22 protein-coding genes are annotated in these 23050 nt (G+C 68.3%); 18 read left to right on the top strand and 4 right to left on the bottom strand.

Features of this window, described 5'->3' with window-relative positions:
- Positions 1-141 precede the first annotated feature (141 nt).
- The 8 genes from yajC (at position 142) to RCP38_RS11065 (ending at position 10086) form a co-directional block, all read left to right on the top strand.
- On the top strand, positions 142-450 hold the full coding sequence (gene yajC, locus RCP38_RS11100) for a preprotein translocase subunit YajC (protein ID WP_308473024.1): 309 nt from the start codon (positions 142-144) through the stop codon (positions 448-450).
- 173 nt (positions 451-623) lie between these two features.
- Positions 624-2612 (top strand): protein translocase subunit SecD, encoded by a 1989-nt coding sequence (secD, locus tag RCP38_RS11095; RefSeq protein ID WP_308473023.1) that lies wholly within the window; start codon positions 624-626, stop codon positions 2610-2612.
- Positions 2613-2616: 4 nt separating this feature from the next.
- Complete coding sequence (gene secF / locus RCP38_RS11090; protein WP_308473022.1) at positions 2617-3873, top strand: protein translocase subunit SecF; 1257 nt, start codon at positions 2617-2619, stop codon at positions 3871-3873.
- A 6-nt stretch (positions 3874-3879) separates the two neighbouring features.
- Complete coding sequence (locus RCP38_RS11085) at positions 3880-5538, top strand: ABC transporter substrate-binding protein (protein ID WP_308473021.1); 1659 nt, start codon at positions 3880-3882, stop codon at positions 5536-5538.
- Positions 5535-6071: an adenine phosphoribosyltransferase gene (locus RCP38_RS11080; RefSeq protein ID WP_308473020.1), complete on the top strand. Its 537-nt coding sequence runs from the start codon at positions 5535-5537 to the stop codon at positions 6069-6071. Before RCP38_RS11085 ends, RCP38_RS11080 begins: the two co-directional genes overlap by 4 nt.
- Before the next feature lie 103 nt (positions 6072-6174).
- The gene (locus tag RCP38_RS11075; protein WP_308477214.1) at positions 6175-8496 is read left to right on the top strand and encodes a RelA/SpoT family protein; all 2322 of its coding nucleotides are present in this window, start codon (positions 6175-6177) and stop codon (positions 8494-8496) included.
- A gap of 166 nt (positions 8497-8662) precedes the next feature.
- Positions 8663-9535, top strand: a complete 873-nt coding sequence (locus RCP38_RS11070; RefSeq protein ID WP_308473019.1) for a TIGR03620 family F420-dependent LLM class oxidoreductase — start codon at positions 8663-8665, stop codon at positions 9533-9535.
- Positions 9532-10086: an RNA polymerase sigma factor gene (locus tag RCP38_RS11065; protein ID WP_308473018.1), complete on the top strand. Its 555-nt coding sequence runs from the start codon at positions 9532-9534 to the stop codon at positions 10084-10086. The genes RCP38_RS11070 and RCP38_RS11065 overlap by 4 nt, the downstream gene beginning before the upstream one ends.
- 30 nt (positions 10087-10116) lie before the next feature.
- Here the strand turns inward: RCP38_RS11065 and RCP38_RS11060 are convergent, their stop codons facing one another.
- Together RCP38_RS11060 and RCP38_RS11055 are read right to left on the bottom strand one after the other, a co-directional pair.
- Entirely contained in the window at positions 10117-11619 is a 1503-nt protein-coding gene (locus RCP38_RS11060; RefSeq protein WP_308473017.1) for a GMC family oxidoreductase, read from the bottom strand.
- 225 nt (positions 11620-11844) lie between these two features.
- Entirely contained in the window at positions 11845-12732 is an 888-nt protein-coding gene (locus tag RCP38_RS11055) for a peptidylprolyl isomerase (protein WP_308473016.1), read from the bottom strand.
- Between the two features lie 110 nt (positions 12733-12842).
- Between RCP38_RS11055 and RCP38_RS11050 the strand changes: the two genes are divergently transcribed.
- The 6 genes from RCP38_RS11050 (at position 12843) to RCP38_RS11025 (ending at position 18124) form a co-directional block, all read left to right on the top strand.
- Entirely contained in the window at positions 12843-13520 is a 678-nt protein-coding gene (locus RCP38_RS11050) for an MBL fold metallo-hydrolase (RefSeq protein WP_308477213.1), read from the top strand.
- Positions 13517-14791, top strand: a complete 1275-nt coding sequence (gene hisS / locus RCP38_RS11045; RefSeq protein ID WP_308473015.1) for a histidine--tRNA ligase — start codon at positions 13517-13519, stop codon at positions 14789-14791. Before RCP38_RS11050 ends, hisS begins: the two co-directional genes overlap by 4 nt.
- Positions 14792-14871: 80 nt before the next feature.
- Positions 14872-15783, top strand: coding sequence for an endonuclease domain-containing protein (locus RCP38_RS11040; protein ID WP_308473014.1), 912 nt, complete (start codon positions 14872-14874; stop codon positions 15781-15783).
- A 49-nt stretch (positions 15784-15832) separates the two neighbouring features.
- Positions 15833-16414 (top strand): RAD23 family protein, encoded by a 582-nt coding sequence (locus tag RCP38_RS11035; RefSeq protein ID WP_308473013.1) that lies wholly within the window; start codon positions 15833-15835, stop codon positions 16412-16414.
- Between the two features lie 19 nt (positions 16415-16433).
- Positions 16434-17237, top strand: coding sequence for an aldolase (locus tag RCP38_RS11030; RefSeq protein ID WP_308473012.1), 804 nt, complete (start codon positions 16434-16436; stop codon positions 17235-17237).
- Positions 17238-17251: 14 nt separating this feature from the next.
- Positions 17252-18124, top strand: a complete 873-nt coding sequence (locus tag RCP38_RS11025; protein WP_308473011.1) for a dihydrodipicolinate synthase family protein — start codon at positions 17252-17254, stop codon at positions 18122-18124.
- On the opposite strand, the gene ypfJ is transcribed toward RCP38_RS11025, so the two are convergent.
- Positions 18121-18996 (bottom strand): KPN_02809 family neutral zinc metallopeptidase, encoded by an 876-nt coding sequence (gene ypfJ, locus RCP38_RS11020; protein ID WP_308473010.1) that lies wholly within the window; start codon positions 18994-18996, stop codon positions 18121-18123. The two genes, RCP38_RS11025 and ypfJ, sit on opposite strands and share 4 nt — an antisense overlap.
- Positions 18997-19495: 499 nt before the next feature.
- Between ypfJ and RCP38_RS11015 the strand changes: the two genes are divergently transcribed.
- From RCP38_RS11015 to RCP38_RS11000, 4 genes are all read left to right on the top strand, one after another.
- Positions 19496-19795 (top strand): PE family protein, encoded by a 300-nt coding sequence (locus tag RCP38_RS11015; protein ID WP_308473009.1) that lies wholly within the window; start codon positions 19496-19498, stop codon positions 19793-19795.
- A 12-nt stretch (positions 19796-19807) separates the two neighbouring features.
- Positions 19808-21013 (top strand): PPE family protein, encoded by a 1206-nt coding sequence (locus tag RCP38_RS11010; RefSeq protein ID WP_308473008.1) that lies wholly within the window; start codon positions 19808-19810, stop codon positions 21011-21013.
- Between the two features lie 78 nt (positions 21014-21091).
- Complete coding sequence (locus RCP38_RS11005) at positions 21092-21388, top strand: WXG100 family type VII secretion target (RefSeq protein ID WP_308473007.1); 297 nt, start codon at positions 21092-21094, stop codon at positions 21386-21388.
- A gap of 20 nt (positions 21389-21408) precedes the next feature.
- Positions 21409-21693, top strand: coding sequence for a WXG100 family type VII secretion target (locus tag RCP38_RS11000; RefSeq protein ID WP_308473006.1), 285 nt, complete (start codon positions 21409-21411; stop codon positions 21691-21693).
- 180 nt (positions 21694-21873) lie between these two features.
- Here the strand turns inward: RCP38_RS11000 and RCP38_RS10995 are convergent, their stop codons facing one another.
- Positions 21874-22974 carry a hypothetical protein gene (locus tag RCP38_RS10995; RefSeq protein WP_308473005.1) on the bottom strand — a complete coding sequence of 367 codons (1101 nt, stop codon included), beginning with the start codon at positions 22972-22974 and terminating at the stop codon, positions 21874-21876.
- Between the last annotated feature and the right edge of the window lie 76 nt (positions 22975-23050).

Genomic DNA, 23050 nt, shown 5'->3' with positions numbered 1-23050 from the left:
CAGCCTATGTGGTGGGCGCCGGTATCGACGCGCGGTCAGTGCAGTCAATGGCACACTGTTGTCATCACCGTGGCCCGCCACAGGTCCTGTGGTCCGGTGCCGGATACCTGATTCACACAAGTCGAAAGATCGGTTGTCGTCATGGATAGCATCGTCATCTTCTTCCCGTTCCTACTGGTCATGGGTGCGTTCATGTTCTTCGCCACCCGGAAGCAGAAGCGCGCCATGCAGGCCACCATCGACCTGCACGAGTCGCTGCGGGTGGGTGACCGGGTACACACCACCTCGGGGCTCGAGGGGACCATCACCGGAATCACCGACGACGACGTCGACTTGGAGATCGCGCCCGGCGTGGTGACCACCTGGATGAAGCTGGCCGTTCGGGACAAGATCGAGCCGGCGGAGCTGGAGTCGGAGGCCGTCGTCGAAGAAGCCGTCGAAGGCGCCTAGACCTGCACCGGCCCCGCGACGCGCGGAACGCCCGCCCAACGGTCGCACCGGACGGCCGGGCACGTACCCTTTTGCGGGTGCAGTCGTACTGATCGCTGCGGGCGGTCCGAGCACGGACCAGCCCCGACGACCGCGAGAGCGCATTGCGCAATGAGCGAAGGAGACTCAACAACGTGGCATCGCCTTCGGCGCCGGTGCACCCTGCCCGCAACCTGGCGGTGTTCCTGGCAATGCTCATCGGCGTCTATCTGCTGGTATTCCTGACCGGGGACAAGCTGGCCGAGCCCAAACTCGGCATCGATCTGCAGGGCGGCACCCGCGTGACGCTCACGGCGCGGACACCGGACGGTTCCGCACCGACTCGCGATGCGCTCAACCAGGCACAACAGATCATCAGTGCGCGCGTCAACGGCCTCGGTGTCTCCGGTTCCGAGGTCATCATCGACGGGAACAACCTGGTCATCACCGTGCCCGGCAGCGACGGCAACGAAGCCCGCAATCTCGGGCAGACCGCACGCCTGTACGTGCGTCCGGTGGCCGAGGCGCTGCCCGTTCAGGCGTTGCTGCAGGCGGGCAATCGGATGCCCGGTCAGCCCGGTGGCGCGCCCGGCATCCCCGGTCTCCCGCCGGGTGCCGGCGGCGGTCTCCCGGGCGGGATTCCCGGGGGTCTCCCCGGCGGTGCCCCCGGCCTCGACGGATCCGCTCCCGGTCAGCCCGGTGGCGGCGCGCCCGGTGCACCCGAGCCCGCGACGCTGCCGGCCCAGCCACGGCCCTACCCGCAGGATCCCACTCCGGGACCCGGCACCACCTCGGAGAGCCCGGAACCGCAGAGCCCGGCCGACTCGGCGACGTCCACCACCTCGGAGACGTCGACGGCTCCGGCACCGGGCGAATCGGAATCGCCGGCCGAGCCCGGCACCGAGCCCGCGACGCCGGCCCTGCCGGGAGTACCCGGCAAGCCCGGGAAGATCGACCCCGACAAGCGCCTGGCGGCCAGGATCGCCGCGCAGAAGCAGCTGCGGCAGAGTGAAGACCGGCTGATGCAGGTCGTCACCATGAAGATGCAGGCCTCGCAGTGCGACAAGGAAGACATCCTGGCCGGCAACGACGACCCGGACCTGCCCCTGGTGACCTGCTCGCAGGACCACCAGACCGTCTACCTGCTCAAGCCGTCGCTCATCAGTGGTGACGAGATCGCCGATGCCAGCTCGGGTATGGACCAGCGCAGCGGCGCCAACATCGTCCAGGTGCAGTTCAAGAGCGGCGCGGCCGACCGCTGGGCCGACTTCACCGCGAACAACATCGGTACCCAGACCGCGTTCACGCTGGACTCACAGGTCGTCAGCGCACCGGTCATCCAGGAGGCCATCCCCGGCGGCCGCACCCAGATCACCGGCGGCTCCCCGGGCTTCACCCAGGACGAGGCACGCCAGCTGGCCAACGTGCTCAAGTACGGTTCGCTGCCGCTGTCGTTCGAGGCCTCCGAGGCGGAGACCGTCTCGGCCACGCTCGGCATGACGTCGATGCGGGCCGGCCTGATCGCTGGCGCGATCGGCCTGGTCCTGGTGCTCGTCTACTCCCTGCTCTACTACCGCGTACTCGGGGTACTGACGGCATTGTCGCTGGTCGTGGCCGGTGCCATGGTCTACGCGATCCTGGTGTTGCTGGGCCGCTACATCAACTACACGCTCGACCTGGCCGGTATCGCCGGTCTGATCATCGGTATCGGCACCACCGCCGACTCGTTCGTGGTGTTCTTCGAACGCATCAAGGACGAGATCCGGGAGGGACGTTCGTTCCGCTCCGCGGTTCCGCGAGGCTGGGCGCGCGCCCGCAAGACGATCGTGTCCGGCAACGCGGTGACGTTCCTGGCGGCGGCGGTGCTGTACTTCCTGGCCGTCGGGCAGGTGAAGGGCTTCGCGTTCACACTGGGTCTGACCACCATCCTCGACATCGTCGTGGTGTTCCTGGTGACCTGGCCGCTGGTGTATCTCGCGTCCAAGTCGCCGACGTTGGCCAAGCCGTCCTACAACGGGCTCGGCGCGGTCCAGCAGGTCGCGCGCGAGCGGCGGGCGGTGGCCAGAGCCGGCGGCGGAACCGGCGGCAAACCCGGAGCCAAAACGCGCACGCGGGTAACCGCCCAGTCGACGGAACAGGGATAGCCAGATGGCCAAACCGAACACTAAGAGCGGCGCGAAGCGCGTGACGAAGTCCGCGACGGACGCGACGGGTGCGGTCGAGCTCACCAAGAGCGGCACAACCGCACCGGAGCACGGCTTCCTGTCGCGGCTCTACACCGGTACCGGCGCGTTCGAGGTCATCGGCAAGCGGCGGATGTGGTACGCGATCAGCGGCGTGATGGTGGCCATCGCGATCGTCAGCATCCTGGTCCGTGGCTTCACCTTCGGCATCGACTTCGCCGGCGGCACCAAGGTGTCGTTTCCGCGTGGCGACACCAGCGTCACCCAGGTCGAAGAGGTGTTCCGCAAGAGCGTGGGCAGCAGCCCCGAATCGGTGGTCGTGGTCGGCAACGGAAATTCTGCGACGGTGCAGATCCGTGCCGAAACGCTGACCAACGAGCAGACCGAGAAGCTGCGCGACGACCTGTACGAGGCCTTCCAGCCGGTTGGTCCCGACGGCCAGCCCAGTAAACAGGCGATCAGCGATTCGGCGGTGTCGGAGACCTGGGGTGGGCAGATCACCCAGAAGGCCGTGATCGCCCTGGTGGTGTTCCTGCTGTTGGCCTCGCTGTACATCACCGTCCGCTACGAGTGGTTCATGACCATCTCGGCGATGGTGTCGATGGTCTTCGACATCCTGGTGACCGCCGGGGTGTACTCGCTGGTCGGGTTCGAAGTCACCCCGGCCACGGTCATCGGTTTGCTGACCATCCTCGGGTTCTCCATCTACGACACCGTCATCGTGTTCGACAAGGTGGAGGAGAACACCCACGGCTTCGAACACAAGACCCGGCGCACCTATGCCGAGGAAGCCAACCTGGCGGTCAACCAGACGTTCATGCGGTCGATCAACACCAGCCTGATCTCGGCGCTGCCGATCATCTCGCTGATGGTGGTGGCGGTGTGGCTGCTGGGGGTGGGGACCCTGCAGGACCTGGCCCTGGTGCAGTTGGTCGGTGTCGTGGTCGGTACCTATTCCTCGATCTATCTGGCGACACCGCTGCTGGTCACGCTGCGGGAGCGCACCGAACTGGTGCAGAACCACACCCGCCGGGTGATGCGGCGGCGCAACGCCGCCGGTTCGAAGACGGGGGCCGCCGGTGGCGACGACGCCGCGACCGACTCCGACGATGCCGATGCGGTGACGACGGTGGCGGGAACCCCGGTGCCCGGAGCCAAACCGGCGCGGCCCACCAGCCGGCGCACCCAGCGGCCGACCGGCAAGCCGAGCACCGGACGGTAACCGGCGATGGCGGCCCGCTGGCGGCAGGCTGGCGCGTGGGTGGTGGCGATCGTCACCGGCCTCGGCGCCTGGTCGATGTCGGCGTGCACCAGCGCCACCGTCGACGAGATCGACTACGCCGTCGACGGCAGCCTGCCCACCTACAACAGCACCACGGTCGCCGGCGCCGCCTCGGCGGGCCCGCAGGCGTTCTCACGCACCCTGCTCGGCTTCGGCTACCACGGGCCGGACGGTCAGATCGTCACCGACCACGACTTCGGCAGCATCTCGGTGGTGGGCCGGGCCCCGCTGGTGCTCGACTACCAGATCGACGATGCGGCGGTGTACTCCGACGGCAAGCCGGTGACCTGCGACGACCTGGTGCTGGCCTGGGCGGCCCAGTCCGGACGGTTCCCGGGTTTCGACGCGGCCAGCCGGGCGGGCTACCTCGACATCGAGAACATCGAATGCGAATCCGGTGCGAAGAAGGCCCGGGTCTCGTTCTTCCCCGACCGCAACATCGTCGACTACGAGGAGCTGTTCACCGCGACCTCGATGATGCCGTCGCACATCATCAGCGACATGCTCGGCATCAACATCACCGAAGCCGTGCAGGGCAAGCTCGGGCCGGCCGAGGAGGCCATCGCCAGGATCGCGCAGGCCTGGAACACCACCTGGCAACTCGACCGTGACGCCGACCTGCGGCGCTTCCCGTCGTCGGGTCCCTACAAGATCGACTCGGTGCTCGACGGGGGCGCAGTGGTCCTGGTGGCCAACGACCTGTGGTGGGGCGCCAAGCCGGTCACCAATCGGATCACCGTGTGGCCGCAGGCCACCGACATCGCCGAACGGGTCAACAAGCGCGTCGTGGAGGTCATCGACGTCGCGACGGGCTCCGCGGGGTCACTGATCACCCCGGACGACTACCAGAGCGCCGACAGCCCCTCGGGCGGCATCGAGCAGTTGATCTTCGCACCGTCGGGGCCGCTGTCGGAGACGCCGGCCCGGCGGGCGGTGGCCCTGTGCACCCCGCGAGATGTGATCGCCCGCGATGCGGGTGTCGCGGTGGTCAACTCGCGGCTCAACACCGCTATCGACGACGCGTTCGACCAGGCCGAGAACGTTCCCGAGGCCGAGCAGTTCGCGCACGCCGACCTCGACGCCGCCCGGGAGGCCCTCGGCGGCAGACCGTTGACCGTGCGGATCGGCTACCACGGGCCCAATACCCGGCTGGCCGCGGTGATCGGGGCGATCACCGCGTCGTGTGAGCAGGCCGGAATCACCGTCACCGAGGTGGCGTCCGAGGAGATCGGGCCGCAGTCGCTGCGCGAAGGGCAGATCGACGCGTTACTGGCCAGCACCGGCGGATCCACCGGCAGCGGGTCGAGTGGGTCGTCGGCGGTGGACGCCTACGAACTGTTCAGCGGCAACGGCAACAACCTGTCGGGCTACCGCAACGACCAGATCGACGGCGTCGTCTCGGCGCTGGCGGTCACCGCGGACCCCGCCGAGATGGTCCGCCTGCTCGCCGAGGCCGCCCCGGTGCTGTGGGCGGATATGCCGACCCTGCCGCTCTACCGCCAGCAGCGCACGCTGATGTCGTCGAAGAAGACCTACGGCGTGGCGGCCAACCCGACCCGTTGGGGTGCCGGGTGGAACATGGACCGCTGGGCGCTGCAGCAGTGAACCAGACCGGAGCCGCAGCCGCCGAGGTCATCGCAGCGCTGATCCGCGAGGTGGCCGACTTCCCCACGCCGGGAATCGCATTCAAAGACCTGACTCCGGTGTTCGCCGACCCCGCCGGGCTGGCGGCGGTCACCGATGCGCTGGCCCGCGCCGCGGCCGGTGCCGACGTGGTGGCCGGTATCGACGCCCGCGGCTTCCTGCTGGCCGGGGCGGTGGCCGACCGGCTCGGGGTGGGCGCCCTGGCGGTCCGCAAGGGCGGCAAGCTGCCACCGCCGGTGCTCTCGGAGTCCTACCAGCTCGAGTATGGCGATGCGGTGCTGGAGATTCCCGCCGAGGGCATCGATCTGGCCGGGCGCCGGGTGGTGATTCTCGACGACGTGCTGGCCACCGGTGGAACCCTGGCCGCGGCACAGCGGTTGCTGGGACGGGCCGGCGCCGAGGTGGTCGGTGCGGCGGTGGTGCTGGAGCTGCCCGGACTGGGTGGGCGTGCGGCGGTGGGAGCTTTGCCGCTGACCAGCCTGCACCTGATTTAGCCGATACTCTCGTGGTCGGAGGTGACACACATTGGGCTTTGACCAGGGGCCCGGGCAGGGGCCCGACCAGGATCAGCGCAGCACGGACGCCGGCCGGCCGGTAGTGCTCTCGGAGGCGCTCGCCCAGGATTCACCCACCGAACGCACCGACCTGTTGAAGGTCCCCACCAGCGCGTCGCGGCGGGTGCGGGCCCGGATCGCCCGGCGGATCACCGCGCAGCGCGGTGCGGTCAGCCCGGTGCTGGAACCGCTGGTCGCGGTGCACCGCCAGTACTACCCGAAGGCCAACCTGACGCTGCTGCAACGCGCGTACGAGGTCGCCGAGGAGCGGCACGCCGCCCAGTTGCGGCATTCGGGGGACCCCTACATCACCCATCCGGTGGCGGTGGCGACCATCCTGGCCGAGCTGGGCATGGACACCATCACCCTGGTGGCCGCGTTGTTGCACGACACCGTCGAGGACACCGGCTACACGCTGGAGGCGCTGGCCGGCGAATTCGGCGACGAGGTCGCCCACCTGGTGGACGGGGTGACCAAACTCGACAAGGTGGTGCTGGGCACCGCCGCCGAGGCCGAGACCATCCGCAAGATGATCATCGCGATGGCGCGCGACCCGCGGGTGCTGGTGATCAAGGTCGCCGACCGGCTGCACAACATGCGCACCATCCGGTTCCTGGCGCCGGAGAAGCAGGCCCGCAAAGCGCGCGAGACGCTGGAAGTGATTGCGCCGCTGGCACATCGGCTGGGTATGGCCACCGTCAAGTGGGAACTCGAGGACCTGTCGTTCGCGATTCTGCACCCGAAGCGCTACGAAGAGATCGTGCGGTTGGTGGCCGACCGGGCGCCGTCGCGGGACACCTATCTGGCCAAGGTGCGCACCGAGATCGTCAACACGCTGGCGAAGTCGAAGATCACCGCGACCGTCGAAGGACGGCCCAAACACTATTGGTCGATCTACCAGAAGATGATCGTGCGCGGCCGCGACTTCGACGACATCTACGATCTGGTGGGCCTGCGGATTCTGTGCGACGAGATCCGGGACTGCTATGCCGCGGTCGGTGTCGTGCACTCGCTGTGGCAGCCGATGGCGGGCCGGTTCAAGGACTACATCGCCCAGCCGCGCTACGGGGTCTACCAGTCGCTGCACACCACGGTGATCGGCCCGGAGGGCAAGCCGCTGGAGATCCAGATCCGCACCCGGGAGATGCACCGCACCGCCGAATACGGCATCGCCGCGCACTGGCGCTACAAAGAAGCCAAGGGCCGCAACGGTGTTCCACACCCGGGCACCGCCGCCGAGATCGACGACATGGCCTGGATGCGCCAATTGCTGGACTGGCAGCGGGAGGCGGCGGATCCGGGGGAGTTCCTCGAATCGCTGCGCTACGACCTGGCCGTCAAAGAGATCTTCGTGTTCACCCCCAAGGGCGACGTGATCACGCTGCCCACCGGGTCCACCCCGGTCGACTTCGCCTACGCGGTGCACACCGAGGTCGGGCATCGCTGCATCGGGGCACGGGTCAACGGCCGGCTGGTGGCATTGGAGCGCAAGCTCGAAAACGGGGAAGTGGTGGAGGTCTTCACCTCCAAGGCGGCCAACGCCGGCCCGTCACGCGACTGGCAGCAGTTCGTGGTGTCACCGCGGGCCAAGGCCAAGATCCGGCAGTGGTTCGCCAAGGAGCGTCGCGAGGAGGCGCTGGAGTCCGGCAAGGACGCCATGGCCCGCGAGGTGCGGCGCGCCGGCCTGCCGCTGCAGCGACTGGTCAACGGTGAATCGATGGCGGCGGTCGCCCGCGAACTGCACTACAGCGATGTGTCGGCGCTCTACACCGCGGTCGGGGAGAACCACGTCTCGGCCCACCACGTCGTGCAGCGACTGGTCGCGCAACTCGGCGGGGTGGACCAGGCCGAAGACGACCTGGCCGAACGCTCCACCCCGCTGACCATCCCGCGTCGGGACCGCCACAACGACGACGTCGGCGTCGCGGTGCCCGGGGCCACCGGGGTGCTGACCAAACTGGCCAAGTGCTGCACCCCGGTGCCCGGCGACGAGATCATGGGCTTTGTCACCCGGGGCGGCGGGGTCAGTGTGCACCGCACCGACTGCACGAACGCCGACTCGCTGCGGCAGCAGGACGAGCGGCTGATCGAGGTCAAGTGGGCGCCGTCGCCGTCGTCGGTGTTCCTGGTCGCCATTCAGGTCGAGGCGCTGGATCGGCACCGGTTGCTGTCGGACATCACCAAGGTGCTCGCCGACGAGAAGGTCAACATCTTGTCCGCGTCGGTCACCACCTCCAGGGACCGGGTGGCGATCAGCCGGTTCACCTTCGAGATGGGCGACCCGAAGCACCTGGGCCACCTGCTCAACGTGGTCCGCAACGTCGAGGGCGTCTACGACGTGTATCGGGTGACCTCGGCGGCCTGAGGACTGCCGCGGCGCGGATGCCCTCGCGTTGAGACGTCATCGCCTCGACGACGCGGTTCGGGGCGGGGTCACCCCGATGCCTTGAGCCGAATATTTTCTGGACTTGCCGGTCCATTTTTGGATCGGCACCATCGCAGTTGCCGGGGTACCGCAACAGGAGGTCGCGATGAATCTGGGAAAATTCGGCGTCTGGCAACCGGGCTATGCCACCACGCCGGCGATGGCGAATCAGCTGGAAAATCTGGGCTATAGCGCGTTGTGGCTGGGTGGCCCGCAGCCCGACCTGGCCGGCATCGACGAACTTCTGGCCGCAACCGACCGGTTGGTGATCGCCAGCAGCATCTACAACATTCACAGTGCCGACGGGGCCGTCGCAGCCGCCGCCTACCGACGGATCGCCGAGACGTACGGCGATCGCTTCCTGCTCGGCATCGGGGTCGGCCACCGCGAGCAGGTCGACGGATACCGGGCACCCATGGCGTCGATGAACGGCTTTCTCGACGAACTCGACGCCGGCGGTGTGCCCGTCGACCGCCGGGTACTGGCTGCGCTGGGGCCGAAAATGCTTGCCACCGCGCGTGATCGGACAGGCGGCGCTGTGCCCTATCTGGTGACGCCGGAACACACCCGTCGTGCCCGCGCCGTTCTCGGTGCCGGCAAGCTGTTGGCGCCCGAACAGAAAGTCGTCGTCGAGCCGGATCCGCATCGGGCGAGAGCCCTGGCCCGGCCACGGATCAAGCATCCCTATCTGGGGTTGGTCAACTACACCAACAACCTGCGTCGGTTGGGATTCGGCGACGACGACCTGGCCGGTGACGGCAGTGACCGGTTGATCGACGAGTTGGCCGTCCACGGCGATGCGGAATCGGTGGCCGACGGTCTGCCGGCCCACTTCGCCGCGGGCGCCGACCACGTCCAGATCCATTTGATCGGTGCGGATTCCACGCCGCACCCCACCATGCCCGGCGTCCTGCTGCAGGACTACGGCGAGGCCGCTTTCCGCAGCTACGAGGTGCTGGCCGATGAGCTGGGCTTGTGACGGGGACGGCCCGCGCCCCCTCCCGCGACGTGGCCACTCGATTCGGGGAGGATGTCGCCGGACTCACCGACGAACTCGCGCGGATAGCGCGTGGGTACGTGCGGCAACCGGGTGATGTCGAAGATCTGGTGCAGGAGACACTCACGCGCGCGTGGAAGGCCTATCCGGCGCTCGGTCCGGACGTCAATGTGCGCGCCTGGTTGATAACGATCATGGTCAACACCTGGGTCAGTGCCCACCGTGCCAGAAAGCGACGCCCGGCGGAAACGCTGGTCGGTGACCGTGTAGACGGCTATGCCCCCAGGCAGGCGGCGCCCTCGGCGGAAGCCCAGGCGTTCAGCGGTATTTATGCGCGCGAAGTCTGGTCGGTGTTGGCCTCGCTACCCTCGGCGCAGCGGTCGGTCGCCTACTACGCGTTCGTGGCGGAACTGTCGAACAAGGAGATCGCCGTTCGGCTCGGGATACCGCCGGGCACCGTGATGTCACGTCTGTATCGGGCCCGGCGCACGTTGCGGGCCGGTCTGGGGAAGGCCGCGGTCCGGGCCGCGTAGTGCCCGCGAACCGCGGCCTTCCCGGCACGGTCAGGACGCCAGTAATAGCTCCGCGCCGCGCTCGGCGATCCCATACACGGTGGCCAGCGGGTTATTGGACGGCAGTGACGGCATCACCGAAGCATCGACCACCCGCAATCCGGTAACGCCGCGAACGCGCAATGCGCTGTCGACCACGGCTTGATCGGTCTCGCCCAGCGCGCAGGTTCCGACCGGATGGAAATAGGAACTGGCAGTCGCTTTGATGTACTCGCGGAGCGCCGTCTCATCGGTGGTGGTCGGCCCGGGGGAGATTTCCGCCCCGCGCCATCCGTCCAGTGCCGGGGCAGCCCCGATCTCCCGGGCGACGGAAAGGCCGTGCAGCATCGTGCGCATATCGCGTTCGTCGGCAAGATAATTGGGGTCGACGACGGGTGCCAGGTCCGGCTCCGGGCCGGCCAGGCGCACCGTCCCGCGACTGAACGGCTGGATCGCGGAGAACCCGACGAGATACGTATCGGGGGCGTCGAGCCCGATCACCGTCGCGGAATCGACGAGGATGATCTGCAAGTCGGGTGCGCCGGCGTCGCCGGTGGTCTGGATCAGGCCCAGGACTTCGCCGTGATTGTTCTGCGCCGGTGGCAGCGGTTGTGCGGCGCGGTAAACCAGGCCGGTCAGCGCGTGATCCTGCAGGTTTGCGCCGACCGCGGGCAGATTGGCCACCACGTCGATTCCCATCGAGCGCAGCTGATCGGCCGCCCCGATACCGGACAGCATCAGCAGCTGGGGTGAACCGATCCCGCCGGCGGACACCACTACTTCGCGGGTGGCGTATTGCTGCACGACTTCACCGGTCCGGTCACGGTACTCGACACCCAGCGCCCGCCCACCGGCCAACAGGACCCGGTGAACCAGCGCCTCGGTGACCACCTCGAGATTCGGTCGGCTCAGGGCCGGAATCAGATAGGCGTCCGCCGCGCTGATCCGACGGCGGTCCGCGATCGTCAGATCGGTAGGGCCGAAACCGATCTCCAGGCCGCTGCTGACGTCGGTCGCCCGGCGGTATCCGACCTGCTCTGCGGCGCTGAGGCCCGCGGACAGCACCGGATGGGGCGACGACGCAGGTGCTACCCGCAGCGGGCCGGTCCGCCCCCGATGATCCGGATCGCCGTGTGGGGCCGTCTCGCTGCGCATCAGATAGGGCAGCAGGTCGTCAAAGCTCCACCCGACGGCGCCGAACTGTGACCAGTCGGCGTAGCTGTCGCGATGTCCGCGGGCGAACACCATCGCGTTGATCACCGACGATCCGCCGATGCCGCGCCCTCTGCCCAAGTGCATGGAGGTACCGGTCGCAGTTTGCACGGTGGTCGGTACGCCCCAATCGGCCGTTCCGTGAAGCAGTCGCGGCCAGTCCGGCGGATTGCCGCTTTGGGACGGTGGACTCGCGCCGCCCGCTTCGACGAGGAGTACCCGCACGTCCGGGTCTTGTGAAAGGCGTGCGGCGAGAACGGATCCCGCTGTACCGCCGCCCACCACGACGTAGTCGTATGACATCTGATCACCCTCTTATTCTCGAAGGACACGCGAGCTTGTTGCATCGCTCGCAGGAGAAGACGCCTAAGGGCGCGGTGTCATTCGGTGGATGTGGTGAGGGTCACGTCGACGAACGGTGGGGAGAGCGGGCGCGAACGTGCGCAGTTGCACGCTGATCGCGGCGTGTCGCGGTGCAGACACGCACGCTCGCGCCAGAGGAAGGGGCTCGCGCCAGGTGGGCCGAACTTAGTCGGCGCGCACCGACTTGACGGTCACCTTGGTCACCGGGGTGCCGTCCTCGCCGCCGCCCTGCACACCGGCCTCGGCGATCTTGTCCAGGGTGGCCAGGCCGTCGTCCTGGATCTTGCCGAACACCGTGTACTGCGGCGGCAGCATCGAATCCCGGTAGACCAGGAAGAACTGGCTGCCGTTGGTGCCCGGGCCGGCGTTGGCCATCGCGACGGTGCCGCGCGGATAGACGACCGGCTGCTGGGCGGCGGGGTCGGTGGAGGCGTACTGGTCGGTGGGGTACTCGTTGTCGAACTCGTAGCCCGGGCCGCCGGTGCCGTCGCCGGCGGGGTCACCGCACTGCAGGACACTGAGCGTCTGCGAGGTGGTGAGCCGGTGGCACTTGGTGTCGTTGAAGAAGTCCTTGGCGGCCAGGCTAATGAAACTGTTGACGGTGCAAGGGGATTGACCGTTGGTGAGCATCAACCCGATCGGCCCCTGATCGGTCATCATCGACACGCTGACCTCGGCCGGATCGGTCGGCACCTTGCCGGACCGCGGCAACTCGACGGCCTTGGTGGCCGAGCGCGGCGTCTTCTGGTACTGGCAGTCGGCGCCCAGCTGCGGTGACGCGGTGAACGTCGGCAGCTTGCCGACCGAACCCGCCGGGAACGCCTCCGAGTCCGCGGACTCCGAGGTGTCGGTGGTCGCGTCCTTGGCGTTGACGTTGCCCGGGTCCTTGTCGTGCAGCACCACGAACCCCACACCCGCGAGCACCACCACCGCCACCAAGGCGCCGACCAGCATCAACAGGTTGCGTTGCTTGCGGGCCGCCTGGGCACGCTGCTCCACCTGCTGGTCCAGCGCGCGCTTGGCGGCGGCGCGACGTTCTGAGTTCGTGGACACCGGCGGTAACCTCCCTGGCTCGTCGATCAAGTCGGCCTCCAAGTCTGCCAGAGCGCGCCCGGGCCGCCCGCGTCACCGCCGCACGGTCGGCCAATGGGAAACTGGTGGACGTGTTGGTCACCGGATTCCCCGCTGGAATGCTGGCGTGCAACTGCTATGTACTGGCGCAACGGCAGGGTGCCGACGCGATCGTCGTCGACCCGGGCCAGCGCGCCATGTCCCGGTTGCAGCGGGTGCTCGACGAGAATCGGCTGACCCCGTCGGCGGTATTGCTCACCCACGGCCACATCGACCACATCTGGTCGGCGCAGAAGGTCTCCGACACCTACGGCTGCCCCACCTACATCCACCCCGAGGACCGCTTCATGCTCACCGACCCGCTGCGCTCATTCGGCACGGTCCCGGGGCAGGCGTTGTTCGGGATGCTGAGCAAGGTGATGTTCGCCGAGCCCAAGCAGCTGATCGAACTCGATCGCGACGGAGACAAGCTCGGTCTGGGCGACACCACCGTCACCGTCGACCACACCCCCGGGCATACCCGCGGCTCGGTGGTCTTCCGGGTGGAAGGGGACGCTGCCGAGGTGGTCTTCAGTGGCGACACCCTGTTCCAGAACTCGGTCGGACGCACCGACCTGCCCGGCGGCAGCGGGCGTGATCTGATGAACTCGATCGTCGACAAACTGCTGTGCCTCGACGACGGATGCGTGGTGCTGCCCGGCCACGGACCCCAGACCACCATCGGCGCCGAGCGCCGTAACAACCCATTCCTGGAAGGGCTTAGTGCGTGAGCACGTTCACCGCACCCAAAGGGGTGCCTGACTACATTCCCGGCGTACCGCCGATGTCCTCGGCCGGCTTCGTCGCGGTGCGTGACGGGCTGCTCGCGGTGGCTCGCCGCGCCGGCTACGGCGACATCGAACTACCGATCTTCGAAGACACCGCGTTGTTCGCCCGCGGAGTGGGGGAGTCCACCGACGTCGTCTCCAAGGAGATGTACACCTTCGCCGACCGCGGTGACCGCTCGGTGACGCTGCGGCCGGAGGGCACCGCGGGAGTGATGCGCGCGGTGATCGAGCACGGCCTGGACCGCGGCCAACTGCCCGCCAAACTGTGCTATGCGGGGCCGTTCTTCCGCTACGAGCGCCCGCAGGCCGGCCGCTACCGGCAGCTGCAACAGGTCGGGGTGGAGGCGATCGGCGTCGACGACCCCGCGTTGGACGCCGAGGTGATCGCGGTGGCCGATGCCGGCTTCCGATCCCTGGGCCTGGACGGCTTCCGGCTGGAGATCACCTCGCTCGGCGACGACACCTGCCGGCCGGCGTATCGAGAGTTGTTGCAGCAGTTCCTGTTCGGGCTCGACCTCGACGAGGAGACCCGCCGGCGCGCGGAGCTCAACCCGTTGCGGGTGCTCGACGACAAGCGCCCGGCGGTGCGTGAGATGACCGCTGATGCCCCGCTGATGCTCGATCACCTCTCCGAGGGCGCCCGCACCCACTTCGACACCGTGCTCGCGCACCTCGATGCCCTCGGCGTCCCGTATGTGGTCAATCCGCGGATGGTGCGCGGCCTGGACTACTACACCAAGACCACCTTCGAGTTCGTGCACGACGGGCTCGGCGCCCAGTCCGGGATCGGCGGCGGCGGCCGCTACGACGGGCTGATGCGTCAACTCGGCGGCCAGGACCTGTCCGGGATCGGCTTCGGGCTGGGGGTGGACCGCACCCTGTTGGCGCTGGCTGCCGAGGGCAAGACGGTGGGCAGCACCAGTCGCTGCGACGTGTTCGGGGTGGGCCTGTCGGAGGCGGCCAAGCTGCGGTTGGCGGTGATCGCCGGCCAGTTGCGGGCCGCCGGGGCGCGGGTCGACCAGGCCTACGGAGACCGCGGGCTCAAGGGCGCGATGCGCGCGGCCGATCGCTCCGGGGCGGCGCTCGCCCTGGTCGCCGGGGACCGCGACCTGGAGGCCCGCACCGTCGGCGTGAAGAACCTGGCCACCGGCGAGCAGGTAGACGTGGCGTTCGACGACGTCGTCGCCGAAGTCCTGCGCCGAGTGTCGACTTGATGCGCGGTTATCCACAGAACGCGTGAGATAAGCCGACACTCGGCACACGGGCGTCGGTCCGCGACGGCAATGTGACGGTCATGTCGGAGTCCGCGTGGCCATTCCTGGGTACCGAGGCGTTGGCCGTCGGACGCGTGACCCGGCGGACATTGCGCAGTCGACATCAGATGATCTACCGCAATGTCTATCTGCCGAACGGCCACGAACTCACTCCGGTCACCCGCGCCGTGGCCGGCTGGTTGTGGTCGGGCCGGACTGCGACGGTGTCGGGGCTCTCCGCAGCGGCATTACACGGATCGCGTTGGCTTGATGCGCGGACGCCGGCCGAACTGAACCGCGAAGCCGCCTCCGACGCCGACGGCATCGTCATCCATCGTGAGCGATTGGGCCCCGATGAAACGTGCGTGATCCGTGGGATGCAGACCACCACCGCCGCACGGACCGCTTTCGATCTGGGCCGCAGGAAGGGACTGGTCACCGCCGTGATCAGGCTCGATGCGCTGGCACGCGCGACGGGTGTGGCCGCAGACGACGTAGCCGCGGTGGCCGAGCGGCATCGGGGTGTCCGCGGCCTGGTGCAGCTGCGGCGCGCGATCACGTTGATGGATGCCGGCGCTGAATCCCCTCAGGAATCGCGGACGCGGTTGTTGCTGATCCGCGGTGGCCTGCCCGCTCCGACGACCCAGATCGTGGTGCGCGACGATTTCGGCCGTCCCTTCGCCCGGATCGACATGGGCTGGCCCGAATACCGGGTCGGGGTGGAATTCGACGGGGCCCAGCACTGGACCGATCCGCGGCAGCGGAGCGCCGACATCGATCGTTACGCCGAGTTGACCGCACGTGGCTGGGTGATCGTTCGGGTCAGCAGTGAGCTGCTTCGGTATCGGCCCCAGGTGGTGCTGGCACGGGTCAGGGCTGCGTTGCTAGACGCGACCGGGGTGTGTCCCGACTCCAATGTCGTGTTGTGGCACGCCCAGCGTGCCGGGGCGTGAGATAAGACGACAGTCGACAACGCCTGGTGCTCCGGTAGCGTGACTCGATATGACGATCATTCGGAAAGCGACAGCCGGCCTGGGTGCGATGCTGCTGATGACGGCGGCCGGCGCGCAGGCACCGGTGTGGGCGGCCCCGGAACCCTCGACGGAATCGTCGGCGCCGACTCCGACGGAGAACCCGACCGAGCCGGCCACCGAGACCCCGGCCGAGACCCCGGCGGCCGCCGACGCCACCGAGCCGACCACCGAGGCCCCGGCGTCGGAGACTCCGGCTTCGGAGGCGCCGAAGAAGACCGCCGCCGGCGGCCACGAGGTCACCTACACTGTCACGGCGACCAGTGAGCTCAATGTCGACGTGCAGTACATCGCCACCGATCCGCCCAGCAAGGCCGCCTACAACGCCGACGCCGACAAATATCTCGTGACGCAGCGCCGGACCCCGCTGAGCCCCGGGGCCCCGCTGGTCTACACCGCCACCCTGGAAACCCCGGGCCAGTGGGCGCTGGTCACTGCGAGCGGGGGACTGCGGATCAACCCCGAACTGCACTGCGAGATCGCCGTCGACGGCGAGGTCGTGGTGTCGCAGCAGGGCGGCAGCGGCGTGACCTGCTCGACGCAGCCCTGGTGAGACTCGGCTAGGAGCCACCGTGGACACGCCATTCGACGGGTTCGACGCATCCAAATCCGAACTGATGCGGCGCGCCCAGCAGCAATTGGCCCAGGACGTCGAGCCGAGCCGGTGGTCCACCCGGCAGAAGCTGGCGCTGACCTGCCGGGCGCTGTTCGACCGCGGCCACGACTCGGGCCTGGCCGGGCAGATCACCGCACGCGCCGAAGCCCCGGGGACCTACTACACCCAGCGGCTCGGCTTGGGCTTCGATGAGATCACCGACGCCAACCTGCTGCTGGTCGACGACGATCTCAACGTCCTGGACGGCCCCGACGCCACGGCCATGGCCAACCCCGCCAACCGGTTCCACAGCTGGATCTACCGGGCCCGGCCGGACGTGCAGTGCATCGTGCACACCCACCCGTTCCACGTCGCGGCGCTGTCGATGCTGGAAACCCCGCTGGTGGTCTCGCATATGGACACCACTCCGCTCTACGACGACTGCGCGTTCCTGGCGAACTGGCCCGGAGTGCCGGTCGGCAACGAGGAGGGCGAGATCATCACCGCGGCGCTCGGCGACAAGAAGGCGATCCTGCTGGCCCACCACGGCCAGATCGTCGCCGGGGCCAGCGTGGAGGAGGCGTGCTCGCTGGCGGTGCTGATCGAGCGGGCCGCCGCCCTGCAACTGGCCGCCATGGCCGCCGGGACCATCAAGGAACTCCCCGAGCAGTTGGCCCGGGAAGCCCACGACTGGACGCTGTTGCCCAACCGCAGCCGGGCCAACTTCGCCTACTACGCCCGCCGCGCACTGGCCGGGCACCCAGACGCGATCACCGGATAACCAAGGAGCATCTCGTGGCAGCACCGTTGCACGGCGTCATCGGCTATCCGGTGACACCGCTGACCGAGGACGGCATCGACACCGCGGCGTTGACCACGGTCGTCGAACGCCTTGTCGACGCCGGCGTGCACGCCATCGCCCCGCTGGGCAGCACCGGTGAGCTCGCCTACCTCGACGAGGGGGAGTTCGACCTGGTCGTGGACGTCTCGATCGCGGCGGTGGCCGGACGGCTACCGGTACTGGTGGGCGTCTCCGACCTGACCACCGCGCGTACCGTGCGACGCGCCCGCTACGCCGCACAGGCCGGCGCCGATGCGGTGATGGTCTCGCCGGTGTCCTACTGGAAGCTGACGGACCGCGAGGTCGCCACCCACTACCGGGCGGTCTCGGATGCCGTCGGCATCGACATCGTCGCCTACAACAACCCGGCGACCTCCGGGGTGGACATGAGCCCGGAGTTGCTGGTGACGATGTTCGAGGGCATCGACCACGTCACGATGGTCAAGGAGTCCACCGGGGATCTGACCCGGATGCGGCGGATCGCCGCGCTGTCGGGCGGGCGGCTGCCGTTCTTCAACGGCAGTAACCCGCTGGTGCTCGACGCGTTGAAGGCCGGGGCCGCCGGTTGGTGCACCGCAGCACCCAACCTGCGCGCTCAGCCCTGCCTGGACCTCTACGCCGCGGTCACCGCGGGGGATCTGGCCACCGCGCAGGCCCGCTATGACGACCTCAAACCGCTGCTGGAGTTCATCGTGGCCGGGGGACTGCCCACCACCGTCAAAGCCGGCCTGCAGCTACTCGGGGTGCCCGCCGGTGAACCCCGGCGCCCGCTGCTGCCGCTCGACGAGGTCGGCCGCAGCGAGCTACGCCGTCTGCTCGCGCTTTAGCCGAGGTCGCGGGCGGCGAAGGTGTCGCACCGGTTGGGGTCACCGGTCTGGTAGCCCACGGTGAACCAGTGCTGGCGCTGTGCGGAGGCGCCGTGCGTCCAGGCTTCGGGGTTGACCCGGCCGGTCGCGGCCTGCTGGATGCGGTCGTCGCCCACCGATGCCGCCGCCGACAACGCGTCGCGGATGTCGTCGTCGGTCAGCGGCTCCAGGAACGGCACCCCGGTGCTCTTCTGCTTGGTGATCGAGGCGTAGTGCGCCCACACCCCGGCGTAGCAGTCGGCCTGCAGTTCGGTGCGCACACCGGCGCCGGTGGGGCCCTGCGCGCCGCTCTGCGCCCGTCCGAGCACCCCGAGCAGGTTCTGCACGTGGTGGCCGAACTCGTGGGCGACCACATACTCCTGGGCGAGCGGTCCGCTGCTGGACCCGAACCGGGTGACCAGTTCGTCGAAGAAGTCGGTGTCGAAGTAGGCGGTCTGGTCGGCGGGGCAGTAGAAGGGCCCGACGGCACTGCTCGCGGTGCCGCAGCCGGTGGCGGTCTGTCCGCTGAACAGTTTCACCTGCGGGCGTGTGTAGCCGTTCAGCAGCTCCGACCAGACCGCGTCCACGGAGTTGGCGGTGGCGACCACCCGGCACTGCACGTATTTGTTGGCGTCGCCGCCGGTGCGGCACTTGTCCAGTTGAAAGCCGGGGGCCGAGTACTGTCCGGTGTCCACCGGTTGCTGGCTGAGCACATCGCCGGGGTCGGCGCCCAACAGCAGTGCCACCACCAGGATCACCAGGCCGGCGACACCGCCGCCGATGGCCATGCCACGGCCCCCGCCGCCCGACGTGGTGGTGCTGGTATCGATCTGCATGCCTTCGTTGAAGGTCATCGCACACTCCGTGGGGTAGTCCGTAGGTTGCTGCTGGCCCGCGGTCCGGTTTGGGCCACCCTAGCTTTGCACACCGGCACCGGCCGTCAGGCCGGGTTTGGCGGGGTTAACCGTGACGAATCCCGGTAGTTAATGAGGCGTCTCAGCCCCAATCTGACCGGATGCCAAACCTTTACTGAATGTTTGTGGCGGTGCTGTACCCGCAGTTGGGAGTGGTGTTACGTTCTGCATTCGGCCGCTCCGGAGGAAAAATCTCCGCAACGGCCGCTAAAGCTATCCGCTCAAGCGCGCAAGAGAGGTTGTCTGCGAGATGAAGGCGTCGACTCGTCACCCGCTGGCCAGGCGGGGTGCTGGGCGTGAGTTCCCAGCCGTCTCGACTGCCACAGCTTTATCAGACCGTTATTACAACGGTCCGCTAGAGTGACGTGCGTCAACTACTGACCCAGACTTTCCGCCCCCACCATTACACCGCTACGCCTGTACGCCCCCAGGAGGAACAATGTCGTTCGTTACCGCTCAGCCAGAGGTTCTGACGGCTGCTGCCGGAAGCCTGTCCGGCATCGGGGACTCGATGACGGCGGGGATGACGGCCGCCGCTGCTCCGACCACCGGTGTGATCGCGCCGGCCTCGGACCTGGTCTCGGCGCTGACCGCTGCACAGTTCTCCGCGCACGGAACCCTTTTCCAGCAGGTCAGCGCGCAGGCCGCGGCCGTCCACCAGCAGATCGTGGCCACGTTGGGCAGCAACGCGAGCGCCTACGCCTACACCGAGGCCGTCAACGCCTCCGCAGCGGGCTGAGGCAGGGGCTAGATGAGTTTCAGTATCTTCCCGCCGGAGATCAACTCCGAGTTGATCTATACCGGCCCGGGCTCGTCGCCGCTGCTTGAAGCAGCGGCGGCGTGGGCCAACCTCTCCGCGGAGATGATGACGGCCGCGACATCCACCCAGTCGGTGATCACGAACCTGGACTCGACCTGGACCGGTGCCGGTTCGGCCGCCGCGACCACCTCCGTCGCCCCCTATGTGGCGTGGCTGGAGCAGGCCGCCGCCAACGCCGCGCAGAACGCGGCGCTGGCCACCCAGGCGGCGTCACTGTTCGAGGCGGCGCGCGCGGCCTCGGTGCCGCCTGCGGTGATCGCCGCCAACCGGGCGATGCTGCTGGCGCTGGTCTCCACCAACTTCTTCGGGCAGAACACCCCGATGATCCAGGCCACCGAGCACGCCTACGAGGTCATGTGGGCGACCGACGGCGCCGCGATGGACACCTACAGTGCATCGGCCCAGGCCAACAGCAATCTGATGGTGGAGCAGGCACCGCCGCCGCAGTCCGCTCACAGCGCGACGCCGGGGGCCGCCGATGCCAGTGGGGCACCGGTCCCGCCGCCGCCCGGCGGAGTCACCCCGCCCGCGGGCTACGACATGGCCACCATCGGCGGGCTGCTCAACGCGCTGCAGATCCCGACGGCGGGGATGGACCCGCAGTTGATGGCCACCTCGATCACCTCGATGATGACCCCCGTCAACGCGGTCAGCTCGCCGCTGCTGATGGCGGTCCGCATCCTGCCGATGCTGCTGATGCAGCTGGCCCGCATGGGCGGTATCGGCGGTGCCAGCGGTGCCCTGGCCAGCCAGGCCGCCGGCGCCGGCGGCACCGGAACCCTGATGACCCAGATCGGCAACTTCGTCAACGACAAGCTGCAGGGCGCGGTCGGGGTGCTCTCCGGCCACTTCAGCTCGGCCACCAACGCCATCTCCGCCAAGCTCGGCCAGGCGGCGTCGATGGGGCAGCTCAAGGTGCCGCAGGCGTGGTCGATGGCGGCCGACGGGATGGTCCGTGCCGCCCCGGTGCTGCCGTCCACCACGGTTAGCGCGCCGGTCCAGATGATGTCGGGATCGGGCGGTATTCCCGGCGGTCCGTTCGGCAGTGCGCTGATGGGCGCGATGGCCGGCCGCGGCATGGGCGCCATCGCCGCCAAGGCCCCCAAGGTGATGCCCCGTTCGCCGGCCGGCGGGTAGCGGAGGGGGCCACAACACACGTGTCCGCCGGGCCGGCGCCCGGCACCACAAAGAATTTCGAGCGAGAAGGAGAAAACAATGGCACGTTTTATGACGGATCCGGATGCGATGCGCGCGATGGCGGGTCGTTTCGATGTGCATGCGCAGACGGTGGAGGATGAGGCGCGTCGGATGTGGGCGTCGTCGACGAACATCTCCGGTGCGGGCTGGGGTGGTCTGGCCGAGCGGACCTCGATGGACACCATGGGGACGATGCAGACGGCGTTTCGCAACATTGTGACGATGTTGCACAGCGTGCGTGATGGGTTGATTCGGGATGCGAATCACTACGAGCAGCAGGAAGCTGCGTCGCAGCAGATCCTGTCGGGCAGCTAGAGGCGAGAGGGAGTCCAGAGATGTCGATCAATTACCAGTTCGGTGATGTCAATGCCCATGGTGCGTTGATTCGTGCGCAGGCGGCGTCGTTGGAGGCCGAGCATCAGGCGATCGTGCACGATGTGATGGCTGCCGGTGATTTCTGGGGTGGTTCGGGTTCGGTGGCGTGCCAGGAGTTTGTGACGCAGTTGGGTCGCAACTTCGCGCTGATCTACGAGCAGGCCAATGCTCACGGTCAGAAGGTGCAGACCGCCGGCAACAACATGGCCAACACCGACGCCTCGGTGGGTTCCAGCTGGGCCTGATCCCAGCCTGACTCGAACAACGGACCGGTACAGCCCAGCAGGGCGGTACCGGTCCGTTGCGTTGTGGGGCGTGCGGTGCCGCCGCGGGCTACCGGACCGGCGCCGATCGAAGGATCGAACGACAGCGGCCGGGGTGATCACCACCCCGGCCGCTGTCGCGACGCCTGACCGGCGCGGTGACTAGCCCGCGGTCGCCGCGGACTGGCATCCACCGAGCACCGTGGTGGACAGGAAGGTCGCGGCGTTGGCCAGGTGGTTGTCGGTCGGGTCGTAGGTGGGCAACGCCAGCACGAACGCCCGCCGGTACTGCGCGGACAACTCCGCGAAGTCTTGCAGGGTGGGGTTGTTGCTGCGCCGGCCCAACTGCTGCATCTTGTTGGCCAGGCTGATCATGACCGGCCCCACCGCAAGGTTGATCGCCTTCTGCTGCGGGTTCCAGTAGGTGCCCGGGATGCTCGGGTCGATCCCGTGCCAGTCGGCGGCGTCGGCACCGAACTTGTCCAGGGTGGCCTTCCAGTCGGCGCACACGGAGTTCGGGCCGGTCAGGTAACGCTGGGGATTGGTCGGGTTGCCCGGCGAGGCGGTCTTGGTCGGCGCCGACTGCGGTTCCACCAGCGGCCCGCGGGCCGCGGCAGAACCGTTGTTGGCGGCCGCGCAGATCGCGGCCAGCGCCGATGCGGCACTGTGCGCGGTGCCGGCCAGAGCCGCATCGCGCTCGGTGTAGTTCGGGATGTGCTCGACGAAGGTACGGGCGTAGGCGATGAACTGTTCGTAGAGTTCGCGCATCACCCGGTGCGGGGTCAGTTTCACCAACCCGACGGTCTGCGCGGCAGCATTGCGGACCACCTGTCCGGCGGCCAGGTACTGCTTCTTCTGTTCGTCGGTCCACGCCGAGGCCGGAATCGACTGGTCGCGCTCGTTCCACTGGCCGTGCCCCAGCAGCGACAGCGTGTTGGACAGGTTGCCGCTGATCGATGCCCACGCCGTGCAGGTGGGGTCGTTGATGATAATGGCGACCGGGCCGACATCGTCCGCGCTGGCGATCCCCGACGCGGCGCTACGGCTGGACGCCGAACTGTCCAGCGAACTCTTGCCGGGGTCGCCACCCAGCAGCACCACGGCGACCAGCACGAGTGCGACGACCGCCAGCAAGACGACCGCGGCAAGCCCCCATTTGAGACTCTTGTTCTGTTTTGGCGCACCGACGTCGGTGGTGTCGTCGTCGTAGTCCTCGCCTTCGTCGTCGAAGTCAAAGTCGAGGTCATCGGTGCCATTAGTCACAGTGAGCCAGCTTAAAGCACCGACCGCCGCGGGGCAGCGCGGCAGCAGGCCTCTAGACTTGGCGACCGTCGAACCG

It is taken from the genome of Mycolicibacter sp. MU0083, from assembly GCF_963378075.1.
In the GTDB taxonomy this organism is placed as follows: domain Bacteria; phylum Actinomycetota; class Actinomycetes; order Mycobacteriales; family Mycobacteriaceae; genus Mycobacterium; species Mycobacterium kokjensenii.
Note: the sequence above shows the minus strand (reverse complement) of the source record. Positions and strands in the feature narration are given on the sequence as shown.

Coding starts and splice junctions, on each gene's coding strand:
- RCP38_RS11005 (WP_308473007.1), top strand. CDS start 21,092: ATGGCACGTTTTATGACGGATCCGGATGCGATGCGCGCGATGGCGGGT.
- RCP38_RS11060 (WP_308473017.1), bottom strand. CDS start 11,619: ATGTCATACGACTACGTCGTGGTGGGCGGCGGTACAGCGGGATCCGTT.
- RCP38_RS11040 (WP_308473014.1), top strand. CDS start 14,872: ATGTCGGAGTCCGCGTGGCCATTCCTGGGTACCGAGGCGTTGGCCGTC.
- RCP38_RS11085 (WP_308473021.1), top strand. CDS start 3,880: ATGGCGGCCCGCTGGCGGCAGGCTGGCGCGTGGGTGGTGGCGATCGTC.
- RCP38_RS11010 (WP_308473008.1), top strand. CDS start 19,808: ATGAGTTTCAGTATCTTCCCGCCGGAGATCAACTCCGAGTTGATCTAT.
- RCP38_RS11070 (WP_308473019.1), top strand. CDS start 8,663: ATGAATCTGGGAAAATTCGGCGTCTGGCAACCGGGCTATGCCACCACG.
- RCP38_RS11015 (WP_308473009.1), top strand. CDS start 19,496: ATGTCGTTCGTTACCGCTCAGCCAGAGGTTCTGACGGCTGCTGCCGGA.
- RCP38_RS11000 (WP_308473006.1), top strand. CDS start 21,409: ATGTCGATCAATTACCAGTTCGGTGATGTCAATGCCCATGGTGCGTTG.
- ypfJ (WP_308473010.1), bottom strand. CDS start 18,996: ATGACCTTCAACGAAGGCATGCAGATCGATACCAGCACCACCACGTCG.
- RCP38_RS11035 (WP_308473013.1), top strand. CDS start 15,833: ATGACGATCATTCGGAAAGCGACAGCCGGCCTGGGTGCGATGCTGCTG.
- yajC (WP_308473024.1), top strand. CDS start 142: ATGGATAGCATCGTCATCTTCTTCCCGTTCCTACTGGTCATGGGTGCG.
- secF (WP_308473022.1), top strand. CDS start 2,617: ATGGCCAAACCGAACACTAAGAGCGGCGCGAAGCGCGTGACGAAGTCC.